The organism is Rhodoferax sp. (genome assembly GCF_023700745.1).
Lineage (GTDB): Bacteria > Pseudomonadota > Gammaproteobacteria > Burkholderiales > Burkholderiaceae_C > Rhodoferax.
Genome location: NZ_JAMPYG010000002.1, coordinates 142,149 through 163,378, shown reverse-complemented (window position 1 = coordinate 163,378; position 21,230 = coordinate 142,149). Strand labels below are relative to the sequence as shown.

Annotated in this window: 19 protein-coding genes; all 19 read left to right on the top strand. The window is 57.2% G+C overall.

Annotation, left to right across the window (positions count from 1 at the left end; translation table 11 throughout):
- The first annotated feature begins 9 nt into the window (after positions 1-9).
- The 19 genes from NDJ10_RS02845 to NDJ10_RS02755 all read left to right on the top strand — a co-directional run bounded on the left by NDJ10_RS02845 (position 10) and on the right by NDJ10_RS02755 (position 21,225).
- Positions 10-684, top strand: a complete 675-nt coding sequence (locus tag NDJ10_RS02845) for a type 4a pilus biogenesis protein PilO (RefSeq protein WP_296159592.1) — start codon at positions 10-12, stop codon at positions 682-684.
- Positions 681-1,223 (top strand): pilus assembly protein PilP, encoded by a 543-nt coding sequence (locus NDJ10_RS02840; RefSeq protein ID WP_296159591.1) that lies wholly within the window; start codon positions 681-683, stop codon positions 1,221-1,223. Before NDJ10_RS02845 ends, NDJ10_RS02840 begins: the two co-directional genes overlap by 4 nt.
- Positions 1,220-3,355, top strand: a complete 2,136-nt coding sequence (locus tag NDJ10_RS02835) for a type IV pilus secretin PilQ (protein WP_296159590.1) — start codon at positions 1,220-1,222, stop codon at positions 3,353-3,355. Before NDJ10_RS02840 ends, NDJ10_RS02835 begins: the two co-directional genes overlap by 4 nt.
- A 38-nt stretch (positions 3,356-3,393) precedes the next feature.
- On the top strand, positions 3,394-5,289 hold the full coding sequence (locus tag NDJ10_RS02830) for an Ig-like domain-containing protein (protein ID WP_296159589.1): 1,896 nt from the start codon (positions 3,394-3,396) through the stop codon (positions 5,287-5,289).
- A complete protein-coding gene (locus tag NDJ10_RS02825; RefSeq protein WP_296159588.1) occupies positions 5,286-5,810 on the top strand; it encodes a shikimate kinase in 525 nt (174 codons plus the stop codon). Before NDJ10_RS02830 ends, NDJ10_RS02825 begins: the two co-directional genes overlap by 4 nt.
- 38 nt (positions 5,811-5,848) lie before the next feature.
- Complete coding sequence (gene aroB, locus NDJ10_RS02820; RefSeq protein ID WP_296159587.1) at positions 5,849-6,958, top strand: 3-dehydroquinate synthase; 1,110 nt, start codon at positions 5,849-5,851, stop codon at positions 6,956-6,958.
- Between the two features lie 10 nt (positions 6,959-6,968).
- Positions 6,969-8,147 carry a deoxyguanosinetriphosphate triphosphohydrolase gene (locus NDJ10_RS02815; RefSeq protein ID WP_296159585.1) on the top strand — a complete coding sequence of 393 codons (1,179 nt, stop codon included), beginning with the start codon at positions 6,969-6,971 and terminating at the stop codon, positions 8,145-8,147.
- Positions 8,144-8,743, top strand: a complete 600-nt coding sequence (locus tag NDJ10_RS02810) for a DUF1415 domain-containing protein (RefSeq protein ID WP_296159584.1) — start codon at positions 8,144-8,146, stop codon at positions 8,741-8,743. The genes NDJ10_RS02815 and NDJ10_RS02810 overlap by 4 nt, the downstream gene beginning before the upstream one ends.
- Entirely contained in the window at positions 8,724-9,650 is a 927-nt protein-coding gene (locus NDJ10_RS02805) for an SAM-dependent methyltransferase (RefSeq protein WP_296159583.1), read from the top strand. The genes NDJ10_RS02810 and NDJ10_RS02805 overlap by 20 nt, the downstream gene beginning before the upstream one ends.
- Positions 9,651-9,685: 35 nt before the next feature.
- Positions 9,686-10,153, top strand: a complete 468-nt coding sequence (locus NDJ10_RS02800) for a hypothetical protein (protein WP_296159582.1) — start codon at positions 9,686-9,688, stop codon at positions 10,151-10,153.
- Complete coding sequence (locus NDJ10_RS02795) at positions 10,154-10,858, top strand: transposase (RefSeq protein ID WP_296159581.1); 705 nt, start codon at positions 10,154-10,156, stop codon at positions 10,856-10,858. It begins immediately after the preceding gene.
- 173 nt (positions 10,859-11,031) lie between these two features.
- Positions 11,032-15,771, top strand: coding sequence for a glutamate synthase-related protein (locus NDJ10_RS02790; protein ID WP_296159580.1), 4,740 nt, complete (start codon positions 11,032-11,034; stop codon positions 15,769-15,771).
- A gap of 33 nt (positions 15,772-15,804) precedes the next feature.
- Complete coding sequence (locus NDJ10_RS02785; RefSeq protein ID WP_296159579.1) at positions 15,805-17,271, top strand: glutamate synthase subunit beta; 1,467 nt, start codon at positions 15,805-15,807, stop codon at positions 17,269-17,271.
- A 90-nt stretch (positions 17,272-17,361) separates the two neighbouring features.
- Positions 17,362-18,180 carry an ABC transporter ATP-binding protein gene (locus NDJ10_RS02780; protein ID WP_296159578.1) on the top strand — a complete coding sequence of 273 codons (819 nt, stop codon included), beginning with the start codon at positions 17,362-17,364 and terminating at the stop codon, positions 18,178-18,180.
- Positions 18,177-18,959: a lipid asymmetry maintenance ABC transporter permease subunit MlaE gene (mlaE, locus tag NDJ10_RS02775; protein ID WP_296159577.1), complete on the top strand. Its 783-nt coding sequence runs from the start codon at positions 18,177-18,179 to the stop codon at positions 18,957-18,959. The genes NDJ10_RS02780 and mlaE overlap by 4 nt, the downstream gene beginning before the upstream one ends.
- Before the next feature lie 72 nt (positions 18,960-19,031).
- The gene (gene mlaD / locus NDJ10_RS02770; protein WP_296159575.1) at positions 19,032-19,517 is read left to right on the top strand and encodes an outer membrane lipid asymmetry maintenance protein MlaD; all 486 of its coding nucleotides are present in this window, start codon (positions 19,032-19,034) and stop codon (positions 19,515-19,517) included.
- Positions 19,518-19,549: 32 nt separating this feature from the next.
- Positions 19,550-20,281, top strand: a complete 732-nt coding sequence (locus NDJ10_RS02765; RefSeq protein WP_296159574.1) for a VacJ family lipoprotein — start codon at positions 19,550-19,552, stop codon at positions 20,279-20,281.
- Between the two features lie 19 nt (positions 20,282-20,300).
- On the top strand, positions 20,301-20,951 hold the full coding sequence (locus NDJ10_RS02760; protein WP_296159573.1) for an ABC transporter substrate-binding protein: 651 nt from the start codon (positions 20,301-20,303) through the stop codon (positions 20,949-20,951).
- Between the two features lies 1 nt (position 20,952).
- Complete coding sequence (locus NDJ10_RS02755; protein WP_296159572.1) at positions 20,953-21,225, top strand: STAS domain-containing protein; 273 nt, start codon at positions 20,953-20,955, stop codon at positions 21,223-21,225.
- Positions 21,226-21,230: the final 5 nt, after the last annotated feature.

Below are 21,230 nucleotides of genomic sequence, written 5' to 3'. Positions count from 1 at the left end.
GTAGGCAAGATGGCCAATAAATCAAAAATCAACATCAATTTCCGGGAGCAATTCGAGGCGGTTGTTTCCCAGTTTCGTTACCTTGACAGCAAAGACCCATCAAACTGGCCGATAGTGCCCCGTTTTTCTGTATTTGTTGGTTTGGCCGCCGCTTGTGTTGTCGCCTTGTGGTTTGTCTGGCTTAGTGATATCGAAGCTGAGTTAACCCAGGCGCAAGCGACCGAAGTTCAGTTGCGGGAAGAATACAAGGTCAAACTGGGTAAGGCTGTTAGTCTGGAAGCGCTCAAGAAGCAACGCGAACAAGTGCAGCAATATGTCACGCAACTGGAAAAACAATTGCCCAGCAAGGCTGAAATGGATGCTTTGCTGTCTGACATCAACCAAGCTGGTTTGGGTCGTAGTTTGCAATTTGAACTGTTCCGGCCAGGTCAAGTGGTGATCAATGACTATTACGCAGAACTGCCCATCGCCCTGAAGATTACGGGTCGTTACCACGATATGGGTGCTTTCGCATCCGACATCGCCAATCTGTCGCGAATCGTCACACTTAATAATTTGGGGATCACCGCCACCAAAGAAGGGGCCCTGACCATGGATGCCACCGCCAAAACGTTCCGTTATCTGGATGGTTTTGAGATCAGTGCGCAGCGTAAAGCGACGACCAAGCCGGCTAAATCATCATGATGACATTGAAAGCTGCTGTTTTATTGTGTATTGCAGGCGCCGTGACGGCTTGTGGGTCCTCTTCGGGCGACGAGTTGAATGAATGGATGGCTGCACAACGGGCGCAAGCGCAGCCTAAAGTCAAGCCTATTACCGAACCCAAGCAATTCAAACCCGAAAATTACACGATCGCCAATGAAGTGGATCCGTTCAGCAAGCTCAAGCTTACCCAGGCGCTTGGCAAAGACGCGATTCAGGCGGCCTCCAACGGCGCCTTGATTGCGCCTGAGTTGAAACGTCGCAAAGAGCCGCTGGAGGAGTTTCCCCTGGACAGCATGACCTTGGTCGGGAGCATGGTGCGAGATCAAAAACCGGTTGCTTTGGTCAAAGTCGGGCCGCTGCTTTACCAGGTGCGTCCTGGTGACTATCTGGGTCAAAACTATGGTCGGGTCGTCAAGATTGTTGAAAATGAAATCACCCTGCGTGAAATTGTGCAAGATGCTATCGGTGAATGGATTGAGCGCCCAGCCAGTCTGCTGTTGCAAGAGAGGTCAAAATGAAAAATAGCCATGTGGGTACGGGTGGACGCTGGTGGCATCAGCTCGGTCTGGGTCTGGGGTTGTTGCTTTCAGCAGCCGTGGTTCAAGCCCAGGTGGCCATCGAATCGGTATCGGGGTCGCTGCAAAGCGGTGTTGAAGTTGTCAAGATTGATTTGAGCGAAGCCCTGAGTACTTTGCCGACTGGTTTTTCAATCCAGTCGCCAGCCCGCATCGCGCTGGATTTTCCCGATGTGGTCAGTGCCATCGGTCGCTCCACGATTGAGGTCAACCAGGGCAATCTGAAATCGGTCAGCGTGGTACAGGCAGGCTCCCGAAGCCGGGTGGTCATCAACCTCAAGCAGCCGACCACCTACAAAACCCAATGGCAGGGCAAGTCACTGCTGGTTTCGCTGGATGCTTTGGCGAGTTCTGTGCCAGCACCGGCAACCCAGCTATTTGCTGAAAACCAGAACCGTGGTGTGTTACCGCTGCGCGACCTTGACTTCAGACGGGGAGATGAAGGGGCTGGCCGGGTGGTCGTTTCTTTACCGAATAGTCAGGTCGGCGTCGACATTCGGCAACAGGGCCAATTGCTGGTGGTTGAATTCATGAAGACATCGCTGCCAGAAGGCTTGCGCCGCCGTCTGGACGTCAATGATTTTGGCACCCCCGTTAAAACCATTACCACCACACAGTCGGGTGACCGGGTGCGCATGGCGATTGAGCCACAAGGGGTGTGGACACACAGTGCTTACCAAACGGACGAGCAGTTCGTCATTGAGATCAAGCCCGTCAAGGTAGATGCCAGCAAGCTCACGCAAGGCCCCGGCTTTACTGGTGAAAAATTGTCTCTGAACTTCCAGAATATTGACGTGCGTTCGCTGCTACAGGTTATTGCTGATTTTACCAACTTCAACGTCATCACTTCGGATTCCGTCACCGGCACGGTCACCTTGCGTTTGCAGGACGTTCCTTGGGATCAGGCGCTAGACATTATTTTGCAGTCCAAGGGGCTGGGCATGCGCAAAACCGGTAACGTCTTGTGGATCGCTCCCAAGGACGAAATCAATGCCAAGGAAAAACTCGATCTGGAGGCGGTTGCAGCTTTGCAAAATCTGGAGCCTCTGCGCACCCAGTCGTTCCAGATGAACTACACCAAGGCGGCCGAGGTAGCGGCTCAATTGACGGCGACAAGCGGTGGCACTGGCGCCACAGCCAGCAGCTCGCGTTTGCTGAGTCCCCGTGGCAGTGTGATCGCGGAAACCCGTACCAACCAGCTTTTTGTCACCGACATCCCATCCAAGCTGGAACAGGTTCAGCAGTTGATGGCCAAGCTTGACATCCCGGTGCGTCAGGTGCTCATCGAGGCGCGCATCGTGGAGGCGTCGGACACCTTTGGCAAGTCGCTTGGTGTCAAGTTCGGCAGCGCAGATCTGCGTGCTCAGCAAGGCGGCGACGGCGGTTATTCCATCGGTGGCGACAACAGGGTCGTCTTCGGTACCAGTTATGGCAATGCTGTCGCATCCAGTGGGGCTGGTGGCACGGTAGATCTGACCAGCGGCTTCGTCAATTTGCCCGCGATTAGCCAAAATGGCTATTCGCCAGCGACCTTTGCCTTGTCGATTTTCAGCTCGGCTGCCAACCGATTCTTGAATCTGGAACTGTCGGCACTCGAGGCTGACGGCAAGGGCAAGGTGGTATCCAGCCCGCGTGTGGTCACCGCCGACCAGATCAAAGCCTTGATTGAGCAAGGCACGGAGTTGCCTTACCAGGTGGCTTCAAGCAGTGGCGCCACCTCGATTGCCTTCCGAAAGGCCAATTTGAAACTGGAAGTCACGCCCCAGATCACCCCGGAAGGCAACATCATCCTGTCGCTTGATGTCAACAAAGACACGGTGGGTCAGGCCACCACAGCAGGTTTTGCCATTAACACCAAACACATTCAAACCCAGGTGCTGGTGGAAAACGGTGGCACCGTGGTGATTGGCGGTATTTTTGAGATGACCGAGTCAGAGGACGTCACCAAAGTGCCGTTGTTGGGCGATTTGCCTGGTGTCGGCAATTTGTTCAAGAATCGCTCCAAAATCGCCAACAAACAGGAAATGCTGGTCTTCATCACGCCCAAGGTGTTGGCAGACAAGGCCGCGCGGTAGTGTTTAGAAAATCAAGTATTCGTTAAGGGATTATTCGTATGAATTTCATCAAAGGTGTTGCAGCATTGGGGCTGTCATTGGCATTGGCAGCTTGTGGTGGGGGCGGGGGGAGTGCGGGGACGCCAGTGACGGACACAACAGCGAGTCCGCCAGCTTCAACCGCTAGCTCGCCAACTCAAGTCGCAACAGAGATGCCGGCTACCGTAGAAGTCTTGGCATCATCAAACTCACTTCTTTCCGCTGGATCGGAAGCGCTAATCACCACGTTTGTCAAAAACAGCGGAAATGTGGGTCTTCCAGGGCAATCTGTATCGTTTGCAGCTTCTTCTGGGACCCTTCAAGTAATATCCGCAGTGACGGACTCAGCAGGCTCCGCCTCTGCAAAGCTAATAGCAGGCGGTGATAAATCAATACGTGACATCGCTGTGACAGTAACTGCGGGGTCTGTATCTGGTAGTGTCGTTCTGCCTGTGACTGGTACCTTGGTAACACTCGCTGGTAGTGGATCACTGCAAGCTGGTGGTGCTGCAAGTCAGTACACAGTCCGAGCGGTAGATTCATCCGGGAATGCCATTGCAGGGGCCACGATTGCTGTTAGTTCGACTTTGGGCAATTCGTTGAGTTCATCATCTCTTCGTACCGATTCGACTGGCGTAGCTAAGTTTCTTTACACTCCCAATATTGCTGGAACTGATACGTTGATCGTTGCAGGCTTGGGTACCAGCGCAAGTTCAACAATTGTCATCAATGCAATAGATTTTGTTGCGCTTAGTCCTAGCAGCAATACGTTGATCCCAATTGACGCACAGCAGATCATCACTGTTCAATATAAGATTTCAGGTGTCGGGGTGCCTGGTCAATCGGTAGCATTCAGCACGACACGCGGAGAGTTTGTTAGTTCAACTGCAACAACCGATGCAAACGGGGAAGCTACAGCAATATTGTCTTCGAGCACATCGGGTCCTGCTGTCGTCGTTGCGCAGATTTCTGGAATTGGTTCTGTTAATCTGCCGGTTCAATTTGTCGCCATCACTCCGGCCAGAATTGTGGTTCAGGCAAATCCAGGGAGTGTATTACCGAACTCATTTGGAGCAAGTAATCAAAGCACTATTGAAGCGCTAGTTCGGGATGCTAATGGCAATGCAGTGGCAAATAGGCAAGTCAACTTCACGCTTGTGAAAGATTTAAGCAATGGGACTCTGTTACCTGGAATCGCCACTACAGACGCCAATGGACGTGCCCAGGTTCAATTTATTCCGGGAGCTTCTTCAACGCCGTCCGATGGTGTAGAGATTAAAGCCTTGGTTGCTAACACGACGATAAGTGGTACAACTTTGTTAACGGTGAACGGTAAGGCACTTTTTATCACAATTGCTTTCGGCAATACAATTACTAATTTGGATGAAACTGTCTACAAAAAGCCTTTTTCAATTTACGTCACGGATGCAAACGGTGTATCAGTAGGCAATCAGATTGTTAGTCTTTCCGTAATCCCAACTGAGTATTACAAGGGATTCATGAGTTTTGTATGTGGGGCAGGAGATGTATCGTCAAACTGCGTTAAAAGGTGGCGCTACGGTATTGTTCCAACGTCTTGTCCCAATGAAGACCTTAACCTTGACGGATTCTTGGATGTTGGCGAGGATACAAATAATAATGGACAGCTTACCCCCGGCAATGTTGTCGTAACGGCACCTAGTACAGTGACCACTGACGCCACAGGTCGGGCAAGTTTCGACTTAGAGTATGGCGAACAATTTGCGCCTTGGGTAACTGTTGCTGTGACCGCACGCGCATCTGTTGCTGGCACTGAATCTCGGCAAACTATTGTGTTTGACTTGGTTGGCCTTGATTCTGACTTCACAAGTGAAACACCACCAGCTGGCGCAACGAGTCCGTTTGGTTTGTCTGGTCAGTGCACCGATCCGAATTGATTGTCTCCCTCATCGGCCTGCCCGGCTCAGGCAAATCCACTGTCGGGCGGCAACTCGCCCGGCGGCTTCAGCTTCCCTTCTTTGACTCGGACCACGTGATAGAGCAGCGTTTGGGCTGCTCTATCCGTGAGTATTTCGAGCGTGAGGGGGAGGTCCGCTTTCGCGATCTCGAAGCCTCGGTCATCGATGAACTCACGCTGAGTCCGGCAGCTGTCTTGTCCACTGGCGGTGGCGCCGTGTTGCGGCCGGAAAATCGCCAGAATCTGCACAGCCGGGCCCAGGTGGTCTATCTGAATTCGTCTCCCGACGATTTGTTTCGGCGCCTGCGGCACGACAAAAGTCGCCCTTTGCTGCAAGTCGCTGATCCGCTGCAACGCCTGCGGGATTTGTACGCCCAGCGCGATCCCTTGTACCGTGAAACTGCGCACTTTCAGGTCGATACCGGGCGCCCTTCGGTAGCTACGCTGGTCAACATGATTGTGATGCAGTTGGAGTTGGCGGGGACACAAAGTAGCCACTGAGCGGTTTGCCATTTGCCCAGTTCGCTAAACTCGGGGCCATGCATTCCTCTGATCTCCAAACTGTTGTCATTAGCCTGGCTGAGCGCAGCTACCACATCGCCATCCGTGGCTCGCTGTTTGACAATCCCTTGAGCTATGCTGAACTGCCCAACGCGCACAGTGCGCTGATCGTCACCAACACCACGGTGGGCCCCTTGTATGCTGATCGGTTGCAGCGGGCTTTGTCGGGCAAATACCCCAGGATTCACACCGTGGTGGTGCCAGACGGCGAAGCCTTCAAAACATGGGAAAGCCTGAATCTGATTTTTGACGCCTTGCTGAGCCATGGCTGCGATCGCAAGACCATGCTGTTTGCCCTTGGCGGCGGGGTGGTTGGCGACATGACGGGTTTTGCCGCCGCCAGCTTCATGCGTGGCGTGCCGTTTGTGCAGGTACCCACCACCTTGCTGGCGCAGGTGGACTCGTCTGTCGGCGGTAAAACGGCCATTAACCATCCGCTGGGCAAGAACATGATTGGTGCTTTTTACCAGCCGCTCAAGGTGGTCTGTGATCTGGACACGCTCAAGACCCTGCCCGCGCGTGAGCTCAGTGCCGGACTGGCCGAGGTCATCAAATACGGGCCGATTGCGGACATGGATTTTCTGGCCTGGCTGGAAACGAATATGGACGCCTTGCTGGCGCGAGAACCGGCGGCGCTGGCGCATGTGGTCAAGCGCAGTTGCGAGATCAAGGCCGACGTGGTCGGGCAGGACGAGCGCGAGTCGGGCTTGCGCGCCATTCTTAATTTTGGCCACACCTTTGGCCATGCCATTGAAGCGGGCCTGGGTTATGGCGAGTGGCTGCATGGCGAGGCGGTAGGGTGTGGCATGGTGATGGCGGCGCATTTGTCGCAGCGCCTGGGTCTGGTGGATGCGTTTTTTGTCAACCGCTTGGTGCACCTGATCCAAAAGGCTGGTCTGCCAGTCAAGGCACCGCGACTGTCAGATACTGACAACGCCGGGCGTTATCTTGAGTTGATGCGGATGGACAAAAAGAGCGAAGCCGGGGAGATCAAGTTTGTCGTCATTGAGCAACCCGGCCGAGCGTCGGTGCGCGCTGCGCCGGATGATGTGGTGCGCAAGGTAATCGATGCGTGTTGTGCCGGATGAAGATCAACCAATGACCTTGGCTCGCTACGCCTGTGACCCTGCAACAACGCGCGGGCGGCGCTACCCACAGGTGCCTGCACCCACCCGTACCGATTACCAGCGTGACCGCGACCGCATTGTGCACAGCACGGCATTTCGGCGCCTGGTCTATAAAACCCAGGTCTTTTTGAACCACGAAGGCGATTTGTTTCGTACCCGGCTGACGCATTCGCTCGAAGTCGCGCAACTGGGGCGTTCCATCGCCCGCTCCTTGCAGCTCAATGAAGACCTGGTCGAAGCCATTGCCCTGGCACATGATCTGGGCCACACGCCCTTTGGCCATGCCGGCCAAGATACGCTCAACGCCTGCATGGCCGACTTTGGCGGCTTTGAACACAACCTGCAAAGTCTGCGCGTGGTTGATCATCTGGAAGCGCGTTACCCCGAATTCGACGGCTTGAACCTGACGTTTGAGACGCGCGAAGGCATCCTCAAGCATTGCTCGCGTCACCACGCCGAGCAACTTGAGCGCGCCGAGCCGGGTGGCGTTGGCCAGCGTTTTCTTGTTCGTTATCAGCCCAGCCTGGAAGCCCAGTTGTGCAATCTGGCCGATGAGATTGCCTACAACGCGCATGACATTGATGATGGCGTGCGCTCCGGGCTGATCACACTGGAACAGTTGCAGCAAGTGCCGCTGTTTGATGATTTCAGGCGGCAAACGCAGGCGGAGTATCCGCAGTTGCAGGACAAGGCGCAGGGGCGGCGCTTGCTTTACGAGTCAATTCGCCGCATGTTGAGCGCCCAGGTGTATGACGTGATCAGTGCGACGAAGAGCGCACTGCAAACGGCGGCGCCGGAGACGGTCATTGCGGTTCGGCAGTCACCTCCTTTAATTCGATTCAGCGCTGCAATGCGCGAGCAATCGCAAATGCTGAAAAGTTTTTTGCTAGAAAAGCTGTACCGTCACCCGCGGGTGTTGGACACCACGGGCCAGGCGCAGCAGGTGGTGCGCGACTTGTTTGCGCGTTATCTGGCGCAGCCTGGCAACATGCCCGAGAGCCACCACCGTCGATGGCAGGTAGCGCTGGCGCATGAGCCGGTCGCCGAGCGCGCGTTGGCGCGCATTGTGGCGGACTATATTGCCGGCATGACCGACCGTTTTGCATTGCGCGAACATGAACGCCTGACAGGCTTGAGGTTGTTGGCATGATCCCCCACGATCTGGTGATAGCTGATACCCGGGCCTGGCTGGAACGCGCCGTGATCGGCCTCAACCTGTGCCCGTTTGCCAAAAGCGTGCATGTCAAGGGGCAAGTGCATTACGCAGTCAGCCGTGCCACCACTGCGCAAGAGCTGCTCGAAGATGTGCGTGCTGAATTACAGGCGCTGGTTGCCGTGGACGCCAAGCTGCGTGATACCACGCTGTTGATCGCGCCAGACTGCCTGCATGACTTTCTGGACTTCAATGACTTTCTGGCCCAGGCTGATCGGGTGCTGGCAGATCTGGATCTTGAAGGTGTGCTGCAAATTGCTTCACTGCATCCCGGGTATCAGTTTGCCGGGACCCAGGAAGACGACATCACCAATTTCACCAACCGCTCGCCATACCCCACGCTGCACCTGCTGCGTGAAGACAGCATTGACCGCGCGGTAGCGGCTTTTCCCGACCCCGAATCCATTTTCGAGGTGAACATGCAAACGATGGAGCGACTTGGGTCCGAAGGTTGGGCTGCGCTCAAGGTGGGTGCCTCCGCAGTTGGCGAGGCGGTCGTGGCATCATCGGCTCATGACACATCGAAAAACTGAAAAAATCCAGCGCAACCCGCCTGTGGCACATGTACCACCGACTTTGCCCGACGAAATCCGCCCGGGTCAATCCATTGAGTTGCTCAAGGAGTTGCACATCCTCACGCGTGACGGCAAGCTTAATCAGGACTCACGGCGCAAACTCAAGCAGGTCTACCACCTTTATCAGTTCATCGAGAAGCTGTTGCTGGAGTTGGCTGACACATCAGGGATCACCCTGGCCGACCATGGCGCGGGCAAATCGTATCTGGGTTTTATCCTGTATGACCTGTTTTTCAAAGGCCGTGCAAAGGGGCACATTTACGGCATCGAGACCCGCCCAGAATTGGTGCAGAAGTCCCAGGAGCTGGCACGCCGACTGGGTTTTGATCGCATGTCGTTTCTGAACCTCACGGTGGCTGAGTCGGCACAGTCGGAGCAATTGCCTGCGCGAATTGACGTGGTCACGGCCTTGCATGCCTGTGACACCGCCACCGACGACGCCATTGCCTTTGGCTTGCAAAAACAGGCCCGCTTCATGGTGTTGGTCCCCTGCTGCCAGGCCGAAGTGGCGCGGGTGCTGAGCCAGCACAAGGCGCTGTCGCTGTCACGCACGCCCCTGTCGGAACTGTGGCGCCATCCGCTGCATACCCGTGAAATGGGCAGCCAGATCAGTAACGTGCTGCGCTGTCTTTATCTCGAGGCGTGCGGCTACCAGGTCACGGTGACCGAGTTGGTGGGGTGGGAGCACAGCATGAAAAACGAGCTCATCCTGGCTCGCTACACGGGGCAAAAGAAGCGCGCCGCAGCCCAGCGGTTGCATGCCTTGTTGACAGAATTTGGACTGCGGGAGCTGCTGCATACCCGCTTTACAGAGCTGCCCGACAATGCGCCATTGCTGTCAGACGATCCTGGCGATCAGGTCTGATGTGTGTGCAACTTGGATTTAAATTGGAGTCAATCATGAAAAGATGGATACAACGTTTGCTGTCAGCCATTTCTGCAAGCTTGTTGCTTGCCTGTGCCAGCAGCAGCCCCGACGTGATCCAGCGCGGTGATGCCCAGCGCCTGTCAAAGGTTGAAGACGGTGTGGTGCTGTCGGTGCGCAATGTGGTGGTGGACGGCAGCCAGAGCGGTATTGGTGCGGCGGTGGGAGGTGTCACGGGTGCCGTGGCGGGCGCCACACGCGGTGGCTCCAATGCGGAAAGCAATGTGATTGGCTTGCTCGTGGGCGTGGCCGGTGCCGCAGCAGGCAACGCCATCGAGCGCATGAGCACGCGCGAAGACGCCACAGAGTTGCTGGTTCAACTCAAAGGCGGTGAGCGCCGCGCCGTGGTGCAGGCCAGGGGCGCAGAAGTATTTGTTCCCGGTGATGCCGTGATCCTGGTCACCACGGGCGGCAAGGTCCGCATTGCCAAAGCCCCCAGGTAAATGGCACGCCTTCCTCGACTCACCCTGCCAGGCTATCCGCACCATGTGATTCAGCGTGGCAACAACAAGCAAGCCATTTTTGCCACGGCCGCTGATTACCGGGTGTTGCTCGACCTGATTGAAGAAAACGCCAGAAAATTCAATGTCGCCTTGCACGCGTATGTGCTCATGGGCAATCATTTCCATTTGCTGGCCACGCCGCAAACAAATGATGGTTTACCCAAAATGATGCAGGCTGTGGGGCGCAGTTATGTGCGCTATTTCAATAACACACACAAACGAACGGGTACCTTGTGGGAAGGGCGCTACAAATCCACCCTGATCCAGACGGACCGTTATTTGCTGGCCTGCATGGCTTATATTGACCTCAATCCGGTGCGTGCCGGGCTGGTGACGCAGCCGCAGGACTACCCTTGGTCGAGCCATTTGCATTATCTGGGCGTCCGTTCAGACCGGTTGATCACACCGCATGCACTCTATTGGGAGCTGGGCAACACGCCATTTGCCCGTGAAGCAGCATATGCCGAATTGGTGCAAAGCGGCATCAACCCGGTGCAGGAAACAGCCATTACGCAGGCTACCTTGAGTGGCTGGGCCTTGGGTGAAGCGGATTTTGTTGCTGATTTGCAAAAAAGAACGACGCGTCGAGTGGCTAAAACAGTTGCCGGGCGCCCATTTTCTGTCAACAAATCCATCGTTCAATAGGCCTGAAATCTTCATGAATAAATACTTTATTGCTATTTAATTTGACGTGTCCCCAATTAAATTTTAGATAACATTTTGTGAAATTAATTGGAATCTGACCCCAATTAATTTGTTTGGCATAAATGCTGTAATGCGGTAGAGTTCACTTTTCTGAAATTTTTAGGAGCGCGCCCATGACGACGGCAGCCGAGATCAAGCATCTCCAGGACAAGGGTTTGTATTCAGCAGCACAAGAGCACGATGCTTGCGGCGTTGGTTTTGTGGCCCACATCAAGGGCGTCAAGTCGCATGACATCGTGAAAAATGCGCTCAAAATTCTTGAGAACCTCGACCACCGCGGCGCCGTGGGTGCCGACAAACTCATGGGCGACGGCGCCGGCATCCTGATCCAGTTGCCTGATGCGCTCTACCGCGAAGAAATGGCCGCGCAGGGCGTCACCCTGCCGCCACCCGGGGAATACGGCGTGGGCATGGTGTTTCTGCCCAAGGAACACGCCAGCCGCCAGGCTTGCGAGCAGGAGCTGGAGCGCGCGGTGCAAGCCGAAGGCCAGGTGCTGCTGGGCTGGCGCGATGTGCCAGTGGACCGCGACATGCCGATGTCACCCAATGTGCGCAAAAAGGAACCGATCCTGCGCCAGATATTCATTGGCCGTGGCAATGACGTCATCGTGCAGGATGCGCTGGAGCGCAAGCTCTATGTGATTCGCAAGACGGCCAGTGCGCACATCCAGGCGCTCAAGCTCAAGCACAGCAAAGAGTATTACGTGCCCAGCATGTCGAGCCGTACTGTCATTTACAAAGGCCTGTTGCTGGCCGACCAGGTCGGTACCTATTACCTTGACCTGAAAGACCAGCGTTGTGTCTCTGCGCTGGGTCTGGTGCACCAGCGTTTTTCAACCAACACTTTCCCCGAGTGGCCGCTGGCCCACCCGTATCGCTATGTGGCGCACAACGGCGAAATCAACACGGTCAAGGGCAACTACAACTGGATGAAAGCGCGCGAGGGTGTCATGAGTTCGCCGGTGCTGGGCGCCGATCTGCAAAAGCTGTACCCCATCAGTTTTCCCACCCAGTCAGACACCGCCACTTTTGACAATTGTCTGGAGTTGTTGACCATGGCCGGCTACCCGATCAGCCAGGCTGTGATGATGATGATCCCGGAACCCTGGGAAAACCACACCAGCATGGACGAGCGCCGCCGCGCGTTCTATGAATACCATGCTGCCATGCTGGAGCCCTGGGACGGCCCGGCCAGCATTGTCTTCACCGATGGCCGCCAGATCGGCGCCACGCTGGACCGCAACGGCCTGCGCCCGTCACGCTACTGCATTACCGACGACGATCTGGTGGTGATGGCCTCCGAGTCCGGCGTATTGCCCTTCCCCGAGAACAAGATTGTGCGCAAGTGGCGCCTGCAGCCCGGCAAGATGTTCATGATCGACCTGGAACAGGGTCGCATGGTGGATGATGAAGAACTCAAGTCCACGCTGGCCAACGGCAAGCCTTACAAGCAATGGATCGAGAACCTGCGCATCCGTCTGGACGACGTCCAGGGTGGCGGCGAACCTGCCAGCGCGGCCGAGTCCGAGGGCACCTTGCTGGACCGCCAGCAGGCTTTTGGCTTCACCCAGGAAGACCTCAAGTTTTTGATCGCCCCGATGGCGGCCAATGGTGAAGAGGCCATTGGCTCCATGGGCAACGACAGCCCGCTGGCGGTGCTGTCCGACAAGAACAAGCCGCTCTACAACTACTTCAAGCAGCTGTTCGCCCAGGTGACCAACCCGCCGATCGACCCGATCCGCGAAGCCATCGTGATGAGCCTGGTGTCCTTTATCGGCCCCAAGCCCAACCTGCTCGACATCAACCAGGTCAATCCGCCGATGCGCCTGGAGGTGAGCCAGCCTGTGCTCAACTTTGCCGACATGGCCAAGCTGCGCGACATCGCCAAACACACCCATGGCAAGTTCCACAGCTACACCATCGATATCACCTACCCCCTGACCTGGGGCCGTGAAGGGGTCGAGGCCAAGCTGGCGTCGCTGTGTGCCGAGGCGGTGGATGCCATCAAGAACGGCAACAACATCCTGATCATCAGCGATCGCGGCATCAGCGCCACCCAGGTGGCCATTCCTGCCTTGCTGGCGCTGTCCGCCATTCACCAGCACCTGGTGCGCGAGGGCCTGCGCACCACGGCCGGTCTGGTGGTTGAAACCGGCACCGCGCGTGAGGTGCACCACTTCGGCGTGCTGGCAGGTTATGGCGCCGAGGCGATCCACCCGTACCTGGCGATGGAAACCCTGGCCAGCATCTGCAAGGACCTGCCAGGTGATTTGAGCGCCGACAAAGCCATCTACAACTACGTCAAGGCGGTGGGCAAGGGCCTGTCCAAGATCATGTCCAAAATGGGCGTGTCGACCTACATGAGCTACTGCGGTGCGCAGTTGTTCGAGGCCATTGGCCTGTCCACTGACACCATCGACAAATACTTCACCGGCACGCCCAGCAAGGTGGAAGGCATTGGCGTGTTTCAGATTGCTGAAGAAGCCATCCGCATGCACAAGGCCGCTTACAGCACCGACCCGGTACTGGCCAACCGGCTGGATGCCGGTGGTGAATACGCCTGGCGCGCCCGTGGTGAAGAGCACATGTGGACGCCCGACGCGATTGCCAAGCTGCAGCACAGCACGCGTGCCAACAACTGGAACACCTACAAGGAATACGCCCAGATCGTCAATGACCAAAGCAAGCGCCACATGACGCTGCGCGGCCTGTTCGAGTTCAAGATCGATCCCGCCAAGGCGATCCCGCTGGACCAGGTCGAGCCCGCCAAAGAGATCGTCAAGCGCTTTGCCACCGGCGCCATGTCGCTGGGTTCGATCTCGACCGAAGCACACGCCACGCTGGCCATTGCCATGAACCGCATCGGCGGCAAGAGCAACACCGGTGAGGGTGGCGAAGACCAGCAGCGTTACCGTCAGGAACTCAAGGGCATTCCGATCAGGCAGGGCCAAACCATGGCCGACATCATTGGCCATGACGTGGTTGAGGTCGACATTCCCCTGCTGCCGACCGACTCGCTGCGTTCGCGCATCAAGCAAGTCGCTTCGGGCCGTTTTGGGGTCACGGCCGAGTATCTGGGCAGTGCCGACCAGATCCAGATCAAGATGGCGCAAGGCGCCAAGCCCGGTGAGGGCGGCCAGTTGCCCGGCGCCAAGGTGACGGAGTACATCGGCCGTCTGCGCCACTCGGTGCCCGGTGTCGGTTTGATCTCGCCGCCACCCCACCACGACATCTATTCGATCGAGGACCTGGCGCAACTGATTCATGACCTGAAAAATGTCGCCCCCAAGGCCGGCATCAGCGTCAAGCTGGTCAGTGAAATTGGCGTCGGTACGATTGCCGCCGGCGTGGCCAAATGCAAGGCCGACCATGTGGTGATTGCCGGTCATGACGGCGGCACGGGTGCCTCGCCCTGGTCGTCCATCAAGCACGCCGGCAGCCCCTGGGAAATCGGTCTGGCTGAAACCCAGCAGACGCTGGTGCTCAATCGCCTGCGCAGCCGTATCCGCGTGCAGGCCGACGGCCAGATGAAAACCGGCCGCGATGTTGCCATTGGGGCGCTGCTGGGCGCTGACGAATTCGGCTTTGCCACCGCGCCACTGGTGGTGGAGGGCTGCATCATGATGCGCAAGTGCCACCTCAATACCTGTCCGGTGGGCGTGGCCACGCAAGACCCGTTGTTGCGCCAGAAATTTTCGGGCAAACCCGAGCATGTGGTGAACTATTTCTTCTTCGTTGCCGAAGAAGTGCGTCAGATCATGGCGCAACTGGGTATCCGCAAATTTGACGACATGATTGGCCGCGCGGATCTGCTCGACACGCGTCCCGGGCTCGACCACTGGAAAGCCAGTGGTCTGGATTTCAGCCGCCTGTTTGCCCAGCCCAACGTGCCCGCCGATGTGCCGCGCTTCCAGTTCGAGGAGCAGGACCACGGCCTGCACAAGTCGCTGGACAACGTGCTGATTGCCAAGAGTCGTGCCGCCATCGACAAGGGCGAGCGCGTGCAATTCATCGAGGTGGCGCGCAATGTGAACCGTTCGGTGGGCGCCATGCTCTCGGGCGCGGTCACACAGGTGCACCCCGATGGGCTGCCTGATGACACCATCCGCATCCAGCTCGAAGGCACCGGTGGCCAGTCGTTTGGCGCTTTCCTGGCACGCGGCATCACGCTCTACATGATTGGTGATGCCAACGATTACACCGGCAAGGGTTTGAGCGGCGGTCGTGTGGTGGTGCGCCCCAGCATTGATTTCCGCGGTGATGCCGTCAAGAACACCATCGTCGGCAACACCGTGATGTTTGGCGCCACCAGTGGCGAGGCCTTCTTCAGCGGTGTCGCCGGCGAACGCTTTGCCGTGCGCCTGTCGGGCGCCAGCGCCGTGGTGGAGGGCACTGGCGACCATGGCTGTGAGTACATGACCGGTGGCACCGTGGTGGTGCTGGGCGTGACAGGGCGCAACTTTGCTGCCGGTATGAGCGGCGGCATTGCCTACGTCTATGACGAAGACGGCAAGTTTGCCAAACGCTGCAACACGGCCATGGTGACGCTGCAAAAAGTGCTGACCACGGCCGAACAGCAGGAAGCGCTGGACGCCAGCCTGTGGCACCGGGGTTTGAGCGACGAAGAACAACTCAAGCACATGCTGGCCGACCACAACCGCTGGACCGGCAGCCGCCGGGCCCGCGAGCTGCTCGACAACTGGGAAACTTCACGTCTCAAATTTGTCAAGGTCTTCCCCATCGAGTACAAGCGCGCATTGGGCGAATTGCATGCCAAAAAAGGGGCGCAAGCCAAGCTGGACAGAGCTCAAGCGGCGGCTCAAAAAGAAGTCAAACCGGTCGCGGCCAAATAAAGCGGCACGGACCAACGACCAAGGAAAAATATCATGGGAAAAGTTACCGGTTTCATGGAATATGAGCGCATCGACGAGGGTTACAAGCCCGTGCCCGAGCGTCTCAAGAACTACAAGGAATTCGTCATCGGCCTGAACGATGACGCTGCCAGCAAACAAGCCGCGCGTTGCATGGACTGCGGCACGCCGTTTTGCAACAATGGTTGCCCGGTCAACAACATCATTCCGGACTTCAATGACCTGGTCTATCAGGGCGACTGGAAAGAAGCCATTGACGTGCTGCACAGCACCAACAACTTCCCCGAGTTCACCGGGCGCATCTGTCCGGCTCCGTGTGAGGCGGCCTGCACCCTGAATGTGAATGACAGTGCCGTCGGTATCAAGTCGATCGAGCACGCCATCATCGACCGCGCCTGGGAGAACGGTTGGGTGAAAGCGCAGCCCGCCCAGATCCGGACCGGCAAAAAGGTGGCCGTGGTGGGCTCCGGCCCGGCGGGCATGGCGGCTGCGCAGCAGTTGGCGCGCGCCGGCCATGACGTGACCCTGTTCGAGAAAAATGACCGCGTGGGTGGTTTGCTGCGCTACGGCATTCCTGACTTCAAGATGGAAAAAACCCACATCGACCGCCGGGTTGAGCAGCTCAAGGCGGAAGGCGTGACGATTCGCACCAGTGTGTTGGTCGGCGAGCTGCCCAAGGGCTCCAAAGTGACCAATTGGGCCAAGGAAACCGTGTCTCCAGCGCAGTTGCAGGCCGAATTTGACGCCGTGCTGCTGACCGGCGGCGCCGAGCAGTCGCGTGACCTGCCGGTGCCAGGGCGCGAGCTGGACGGCATTTATTTTGCGATGGAATTCCTGCCGCAGCAAAACAAGGTCAATGCCGGCGACAAGCTCAAAAACCAGTTGCGCGCTGACGGCAAACACGTCATCGTGATCGGTGGTGGTGACACCGGTTCCGACTGCGTCGGGACCAGCAACCGCCATGGTGCGGTCAGCGTCACCCAGTTCGAGGTCATGCCGCAACCACCGGTGGAAGAAAACCGGCCGTTGACCTGGCCCTACTGGCCCATGAAACTGCGCACCAGTTCCAGCCACGACGAAGGTTGCGTGCGTGAATTTGCCATTTCCACCAAGGAATTCATTGGTGAAAAAGGCAAGCTGACCGGCCTGAAAACCGTGCACATTGAGCTCAAAGACGGCAAGATGGTCGAAATTCCAGGCACCGAGAAAACCTACAAGGCCGACCTGGTGTTGCTGGCCATGGGTTTTGTCAATCCGGTTGCCACCGTGCTCGACGCTTTCGGGGTGGACAAGGACAACCGGGGTAACGCCCGCGCCAGCACCGATTTCATCGGCGGTTACGCCACCAATGTGGCCAAGGTGTTTGCCGCTGGTGACATGCGTCGCGGCCAAAGCCTGGTGGTCTGGGCCATCCGCGAAGGTCGCCAAGCCGCCCGTTCAGTCGATGAATTCCTGATGGGATTCAGCGATCTGCCACGCTGATTTGGAGGCCAATGACATGGCTCCCGCGCGTCCATAGGTGTAATCCCTTATGATCGTCAGGCCGGGACTGCCCGGCCTTTCTATTTATTTATGGCCATATCCTCCTCAGACGCGCTTGTCGAACTACGCAATCTCACCTTCGGGTACGGAGAGCGGGTGATTCTGGACGACGTATCCCTGTCAATCCCGCGTGGCAAGGTGACGGCGCTGATGGGTGCCTCGGGTGGCGGCAAGACCACCATTCTGCGTTTGATGGGCGGCCAGAACCGGGCACAGTCCGGCCAGATGCTGTTTGACGGACAGGATGTCACGCCCATGAACCAGACGCAAATCTATGCCGCGCGGCGTCGCATGGGCATGTTGTTCCAGTTTGGCGCGCTGTTTGCCGACTTGTCGGTGTTTGACAACGTCGCTTTCCCCCTGCGCGAACACACTGATCTGCCGGAAACGCTGATTCGGGACATTGTGCTGATGAAGCTCAATGCCGTCGGCCTGCGCGGTGCGCACGACCTGATGCCGAGCGACCTGTCGGGCGGCATGGCACGGCGCATTGCGCTGGCACGCGCCATTGCACTTGATCCCGAGCTGGTGATGTACGATGAACCGTTCTCGGGCCTGGACCCGATTTCTCTTGGCACGGCAGCGCGGCTGATCCGTCAACTCAATGATTCAATGGGGCTCACCAGCGTCTTTGTCTCGCATGAGCTGGAACAAACTTTTACCATTTCTGACCATGTGATCATTCTCGCCAATGGCAAAATTGCCATGCAAGGCACGCCCGAGCAGGTGCTCCAGAGCACCGATCCGCTGGTGTACCAGTATGTGAACGCCCTGGCAGACGGCCCGGTCCGCTTTCATTATCCGGGCCCCTCGGTTGACGAGGATTTTGGGGTGGAGGCCTGCTTATGAGTTGGTACAAACCTGCCGACATCGGCTTGGCCACGCGCAATCAACTGGCGAATATGGGTCTGGGCGCGCGGCTTTTCGTGCGCTTGCTCGCCACTTTGGGTGGCAGTTTGAAGCGTTTTGGCCTGATTCGTGACCAGATTCACTTTTTAGGCAATTACTCGCTCGCCATCATTGCGGTGTCGGGTCTGTTTGTCGGTTTTGTCTTTGGCTTGCAGGGCTATTACACCTTGCAGCGTTATGGCTCTTCGGAAGCCCTGGGTCTGCTCGTGGCGCTCAGTTTGGTGCGTGAGCTCGGGCCGGTGGTCACCGCCCTGTTGTTTGCCGGGCGCGCAGGCACCTCGCTGACCGCCGAGATCGGCTTGATGAAGGCGGGTGAGCAGATCAGTGTCATGGAAATGATGGCGGTTGATCCGGTGCAGCGCATTCTGGCGCCGCGTTTCTGGGCCGGTGTGATCGTCATGCCGCTGCTGGCCGCGGTGTTCAGTGCCATGGGCATCATTGGCGGCTGGGTCGTGGGCGTACTCATGATCGGGGTCGACGCCGGCTCGTTCTGGAGTCAGATTCAGGGCGGCGTGGATGTCTGGCAGGACGTGGGTAACGGCGTCATCAAAAGCATTGTGTTTGGCTTTACCGTGACCTTTGTTGCGCTGCTGCAGGGCTTTGAAGCCCAGCCCACGCCAGAAGGTGTAGCCAGTGCCACTACACGCACCGTGGTGGTGGCATCGCTTGCCGTGCTGGGTCTGGATTTCATCCTGACCGCCATGATGTTCACGATATGAATGCCTTGTGGGAAAGACCGAAGTGACGCGAAGCGCACCAGCTCTGTCCCCAAATGATTAAAAGGAAGTTTTATGCAACGCTCTAAAAATGATGTCTGGGTCGGTACTTTTGTGTTGATCGGTGCCGTGGCCATCCTGTTTTTGGCCCTGCAATCCGCCAACCTGCTGAGCCTTAGTTTTCAGAAAACCTACATTGTCAAGGCCAAGTTTGACAATGTGGGCGGCGTCAAACCCAAGGCGGCGGTGCGCAGTGCCGGCGTCGTCGTTGGCCGGGTTGAAAACATTGTCTTTGATGACAAGTCCTTCCAGGCGGTGGTCACGCTGGCGCTGGAGAGTCGCTATGTGTTTCCCAAGGACAGTTCACTCAAAATCCTGACCAGTGGTTTGCTGGGCGAGCAGTACCTGGGGATTGAACCCGGCGCAGAGGACAAAAACCTGGTGGCGGGTGACACCATCTCCAGCACCCAGTCGGCCGTGGTGCTGGAAAATCTTATCAGCCAGTTTTTATTCAGTAAAGCCGCGGAGCCAGCGGATGGGAATGCGAGTCAGGGAAAATAATGAGATCTTTTAGCAATTCAACAAACGGCAGGATGTCCCCCGGCTTCTGGGCAGGTTTGGCGCTGTCCGTGCTCATGTTGAGCGGCTGTGCCACCGGACCCAACGCCAATCCGCGCGACCCACTGGAGCCCTTTAATCGCGGCATGTACCAGTTCAATGACGCGGTGGACCGGGCGGTTGTCAAGCCGGTCGCCACCGTTTACCGTGATGTCTTGCCGTCGCCGGTTCGCACCGGCGTGAACAATTTTTTCGCCAATCTGCAGGACGCATGGTCGTTCGTCAACAACAGCTTGCAACTCAAGGGTGAGGCGGCCGGCAACAGCCTGGTGCGCTTTGGCGTTAACACACTCCTTGGTTTTGGCGGTGTGCTGGACATCGCGTCCGAGATGCAAGTCGAGCGGCAAACCGAAGACTTTGGCCAGACGCTGGGCTATTGGGGCGTGGGCGCAGGTCCTTATCTGGTGTTGCCATTGCTTGGGCCGTCCACTGTGCGCGACACCGTTGCTTTGCCGGTGGATGCACAAGGCAATCTGGTCGCCGGTGTCAGTGATGTGTCGACGCGTAATTCACTCACCTCCCTGAATTTGTTGAGTCGGCGGGCCCGCCTGTTGCAAGCCTCCAACATCTTGGATCAAGTCGCGCTGGATCCCTACACCTTTACCCGCGATGCCTTTCTGCAGAGCCGTTTAAATGCCGTGTATGACGGCGACCCGCCAGATGACAGCGAGCCGTTTGAACCAACAGTAGAAAATCCAGTCAAATGACTTTTGGGAGCAATCAACCATGAACAGACGTTTTTTGAATCAGTGGCTGCTGGCCGTCACTGCCAGCTTGTTCCTGTCGGTGCCGGGGCATGCCGCCGACGAAGCGCCTGACGCGCTCATTGGGCGCCTGACGCGGGAATCCCTCGATATCATCCAGGCCGACAAGGCGGTCCAGGCCGGTGATGTGTCGCGCATCATCGAAGTGGTTGACGAAAAAATCATGCCTCACCTGAACTTTCAGCGCATGACGGCTTCCGCCGTAGGTCCTGGCTGGCGTCAGGCGACCCCTGAGCAACGCAAGCGTCTTGAATCTGAATTCAAAACGCTGTTGGTGCGCACCTATTCCGGTGCCATGAGCCAGGCCAAGAATCTGAGTTTCAGTGTCAAGCCCCTGCGCGCTGCGCCAGATGACAAGGAAGTGATGGTGCGCACCCAGATCACCGGCCGTGGTGACCCGGTGCAACTGGACTACCGACTTGAAAAAACGCCGGGTGTGGGTGCTGGCTGGAAAATTTACAACCTCAATGTACTGGGCGTTTGGTTGGTGGAAACCTACCGCAGTCAGTTTGCCCAGGAAATCAATGCCAAAGGCATCGATGGCCTGATTGCCACGCTGACCGAGCGCAATAAATCCAACGCTGCAGCCAATCCCAAGCCGGTCAAAGGCTGATATGTTGGTGTTGCCTGAGACGATTACCCACGCCAGTGCCGTAGCCTGTCTGGCAAGCCTGTCCAGAACCTTGGACAACGCGTCAGGGACCGAACTGGTGCTCGACGCCGGGGGCTTGAGCCGCTTTGACTCGGCGGCCTTGGCCGTGCTGCTTGAAGTGCGCAGGAATGTCCTCAAAATGGGTAAAAAACTTGTGCTCAAGAACGCACCGCAACGCCTGCAAGACTTGGCTGCTTTGTACGGCATTGCCGAATTGCTGCCGTCAACGGCCTGATGCCC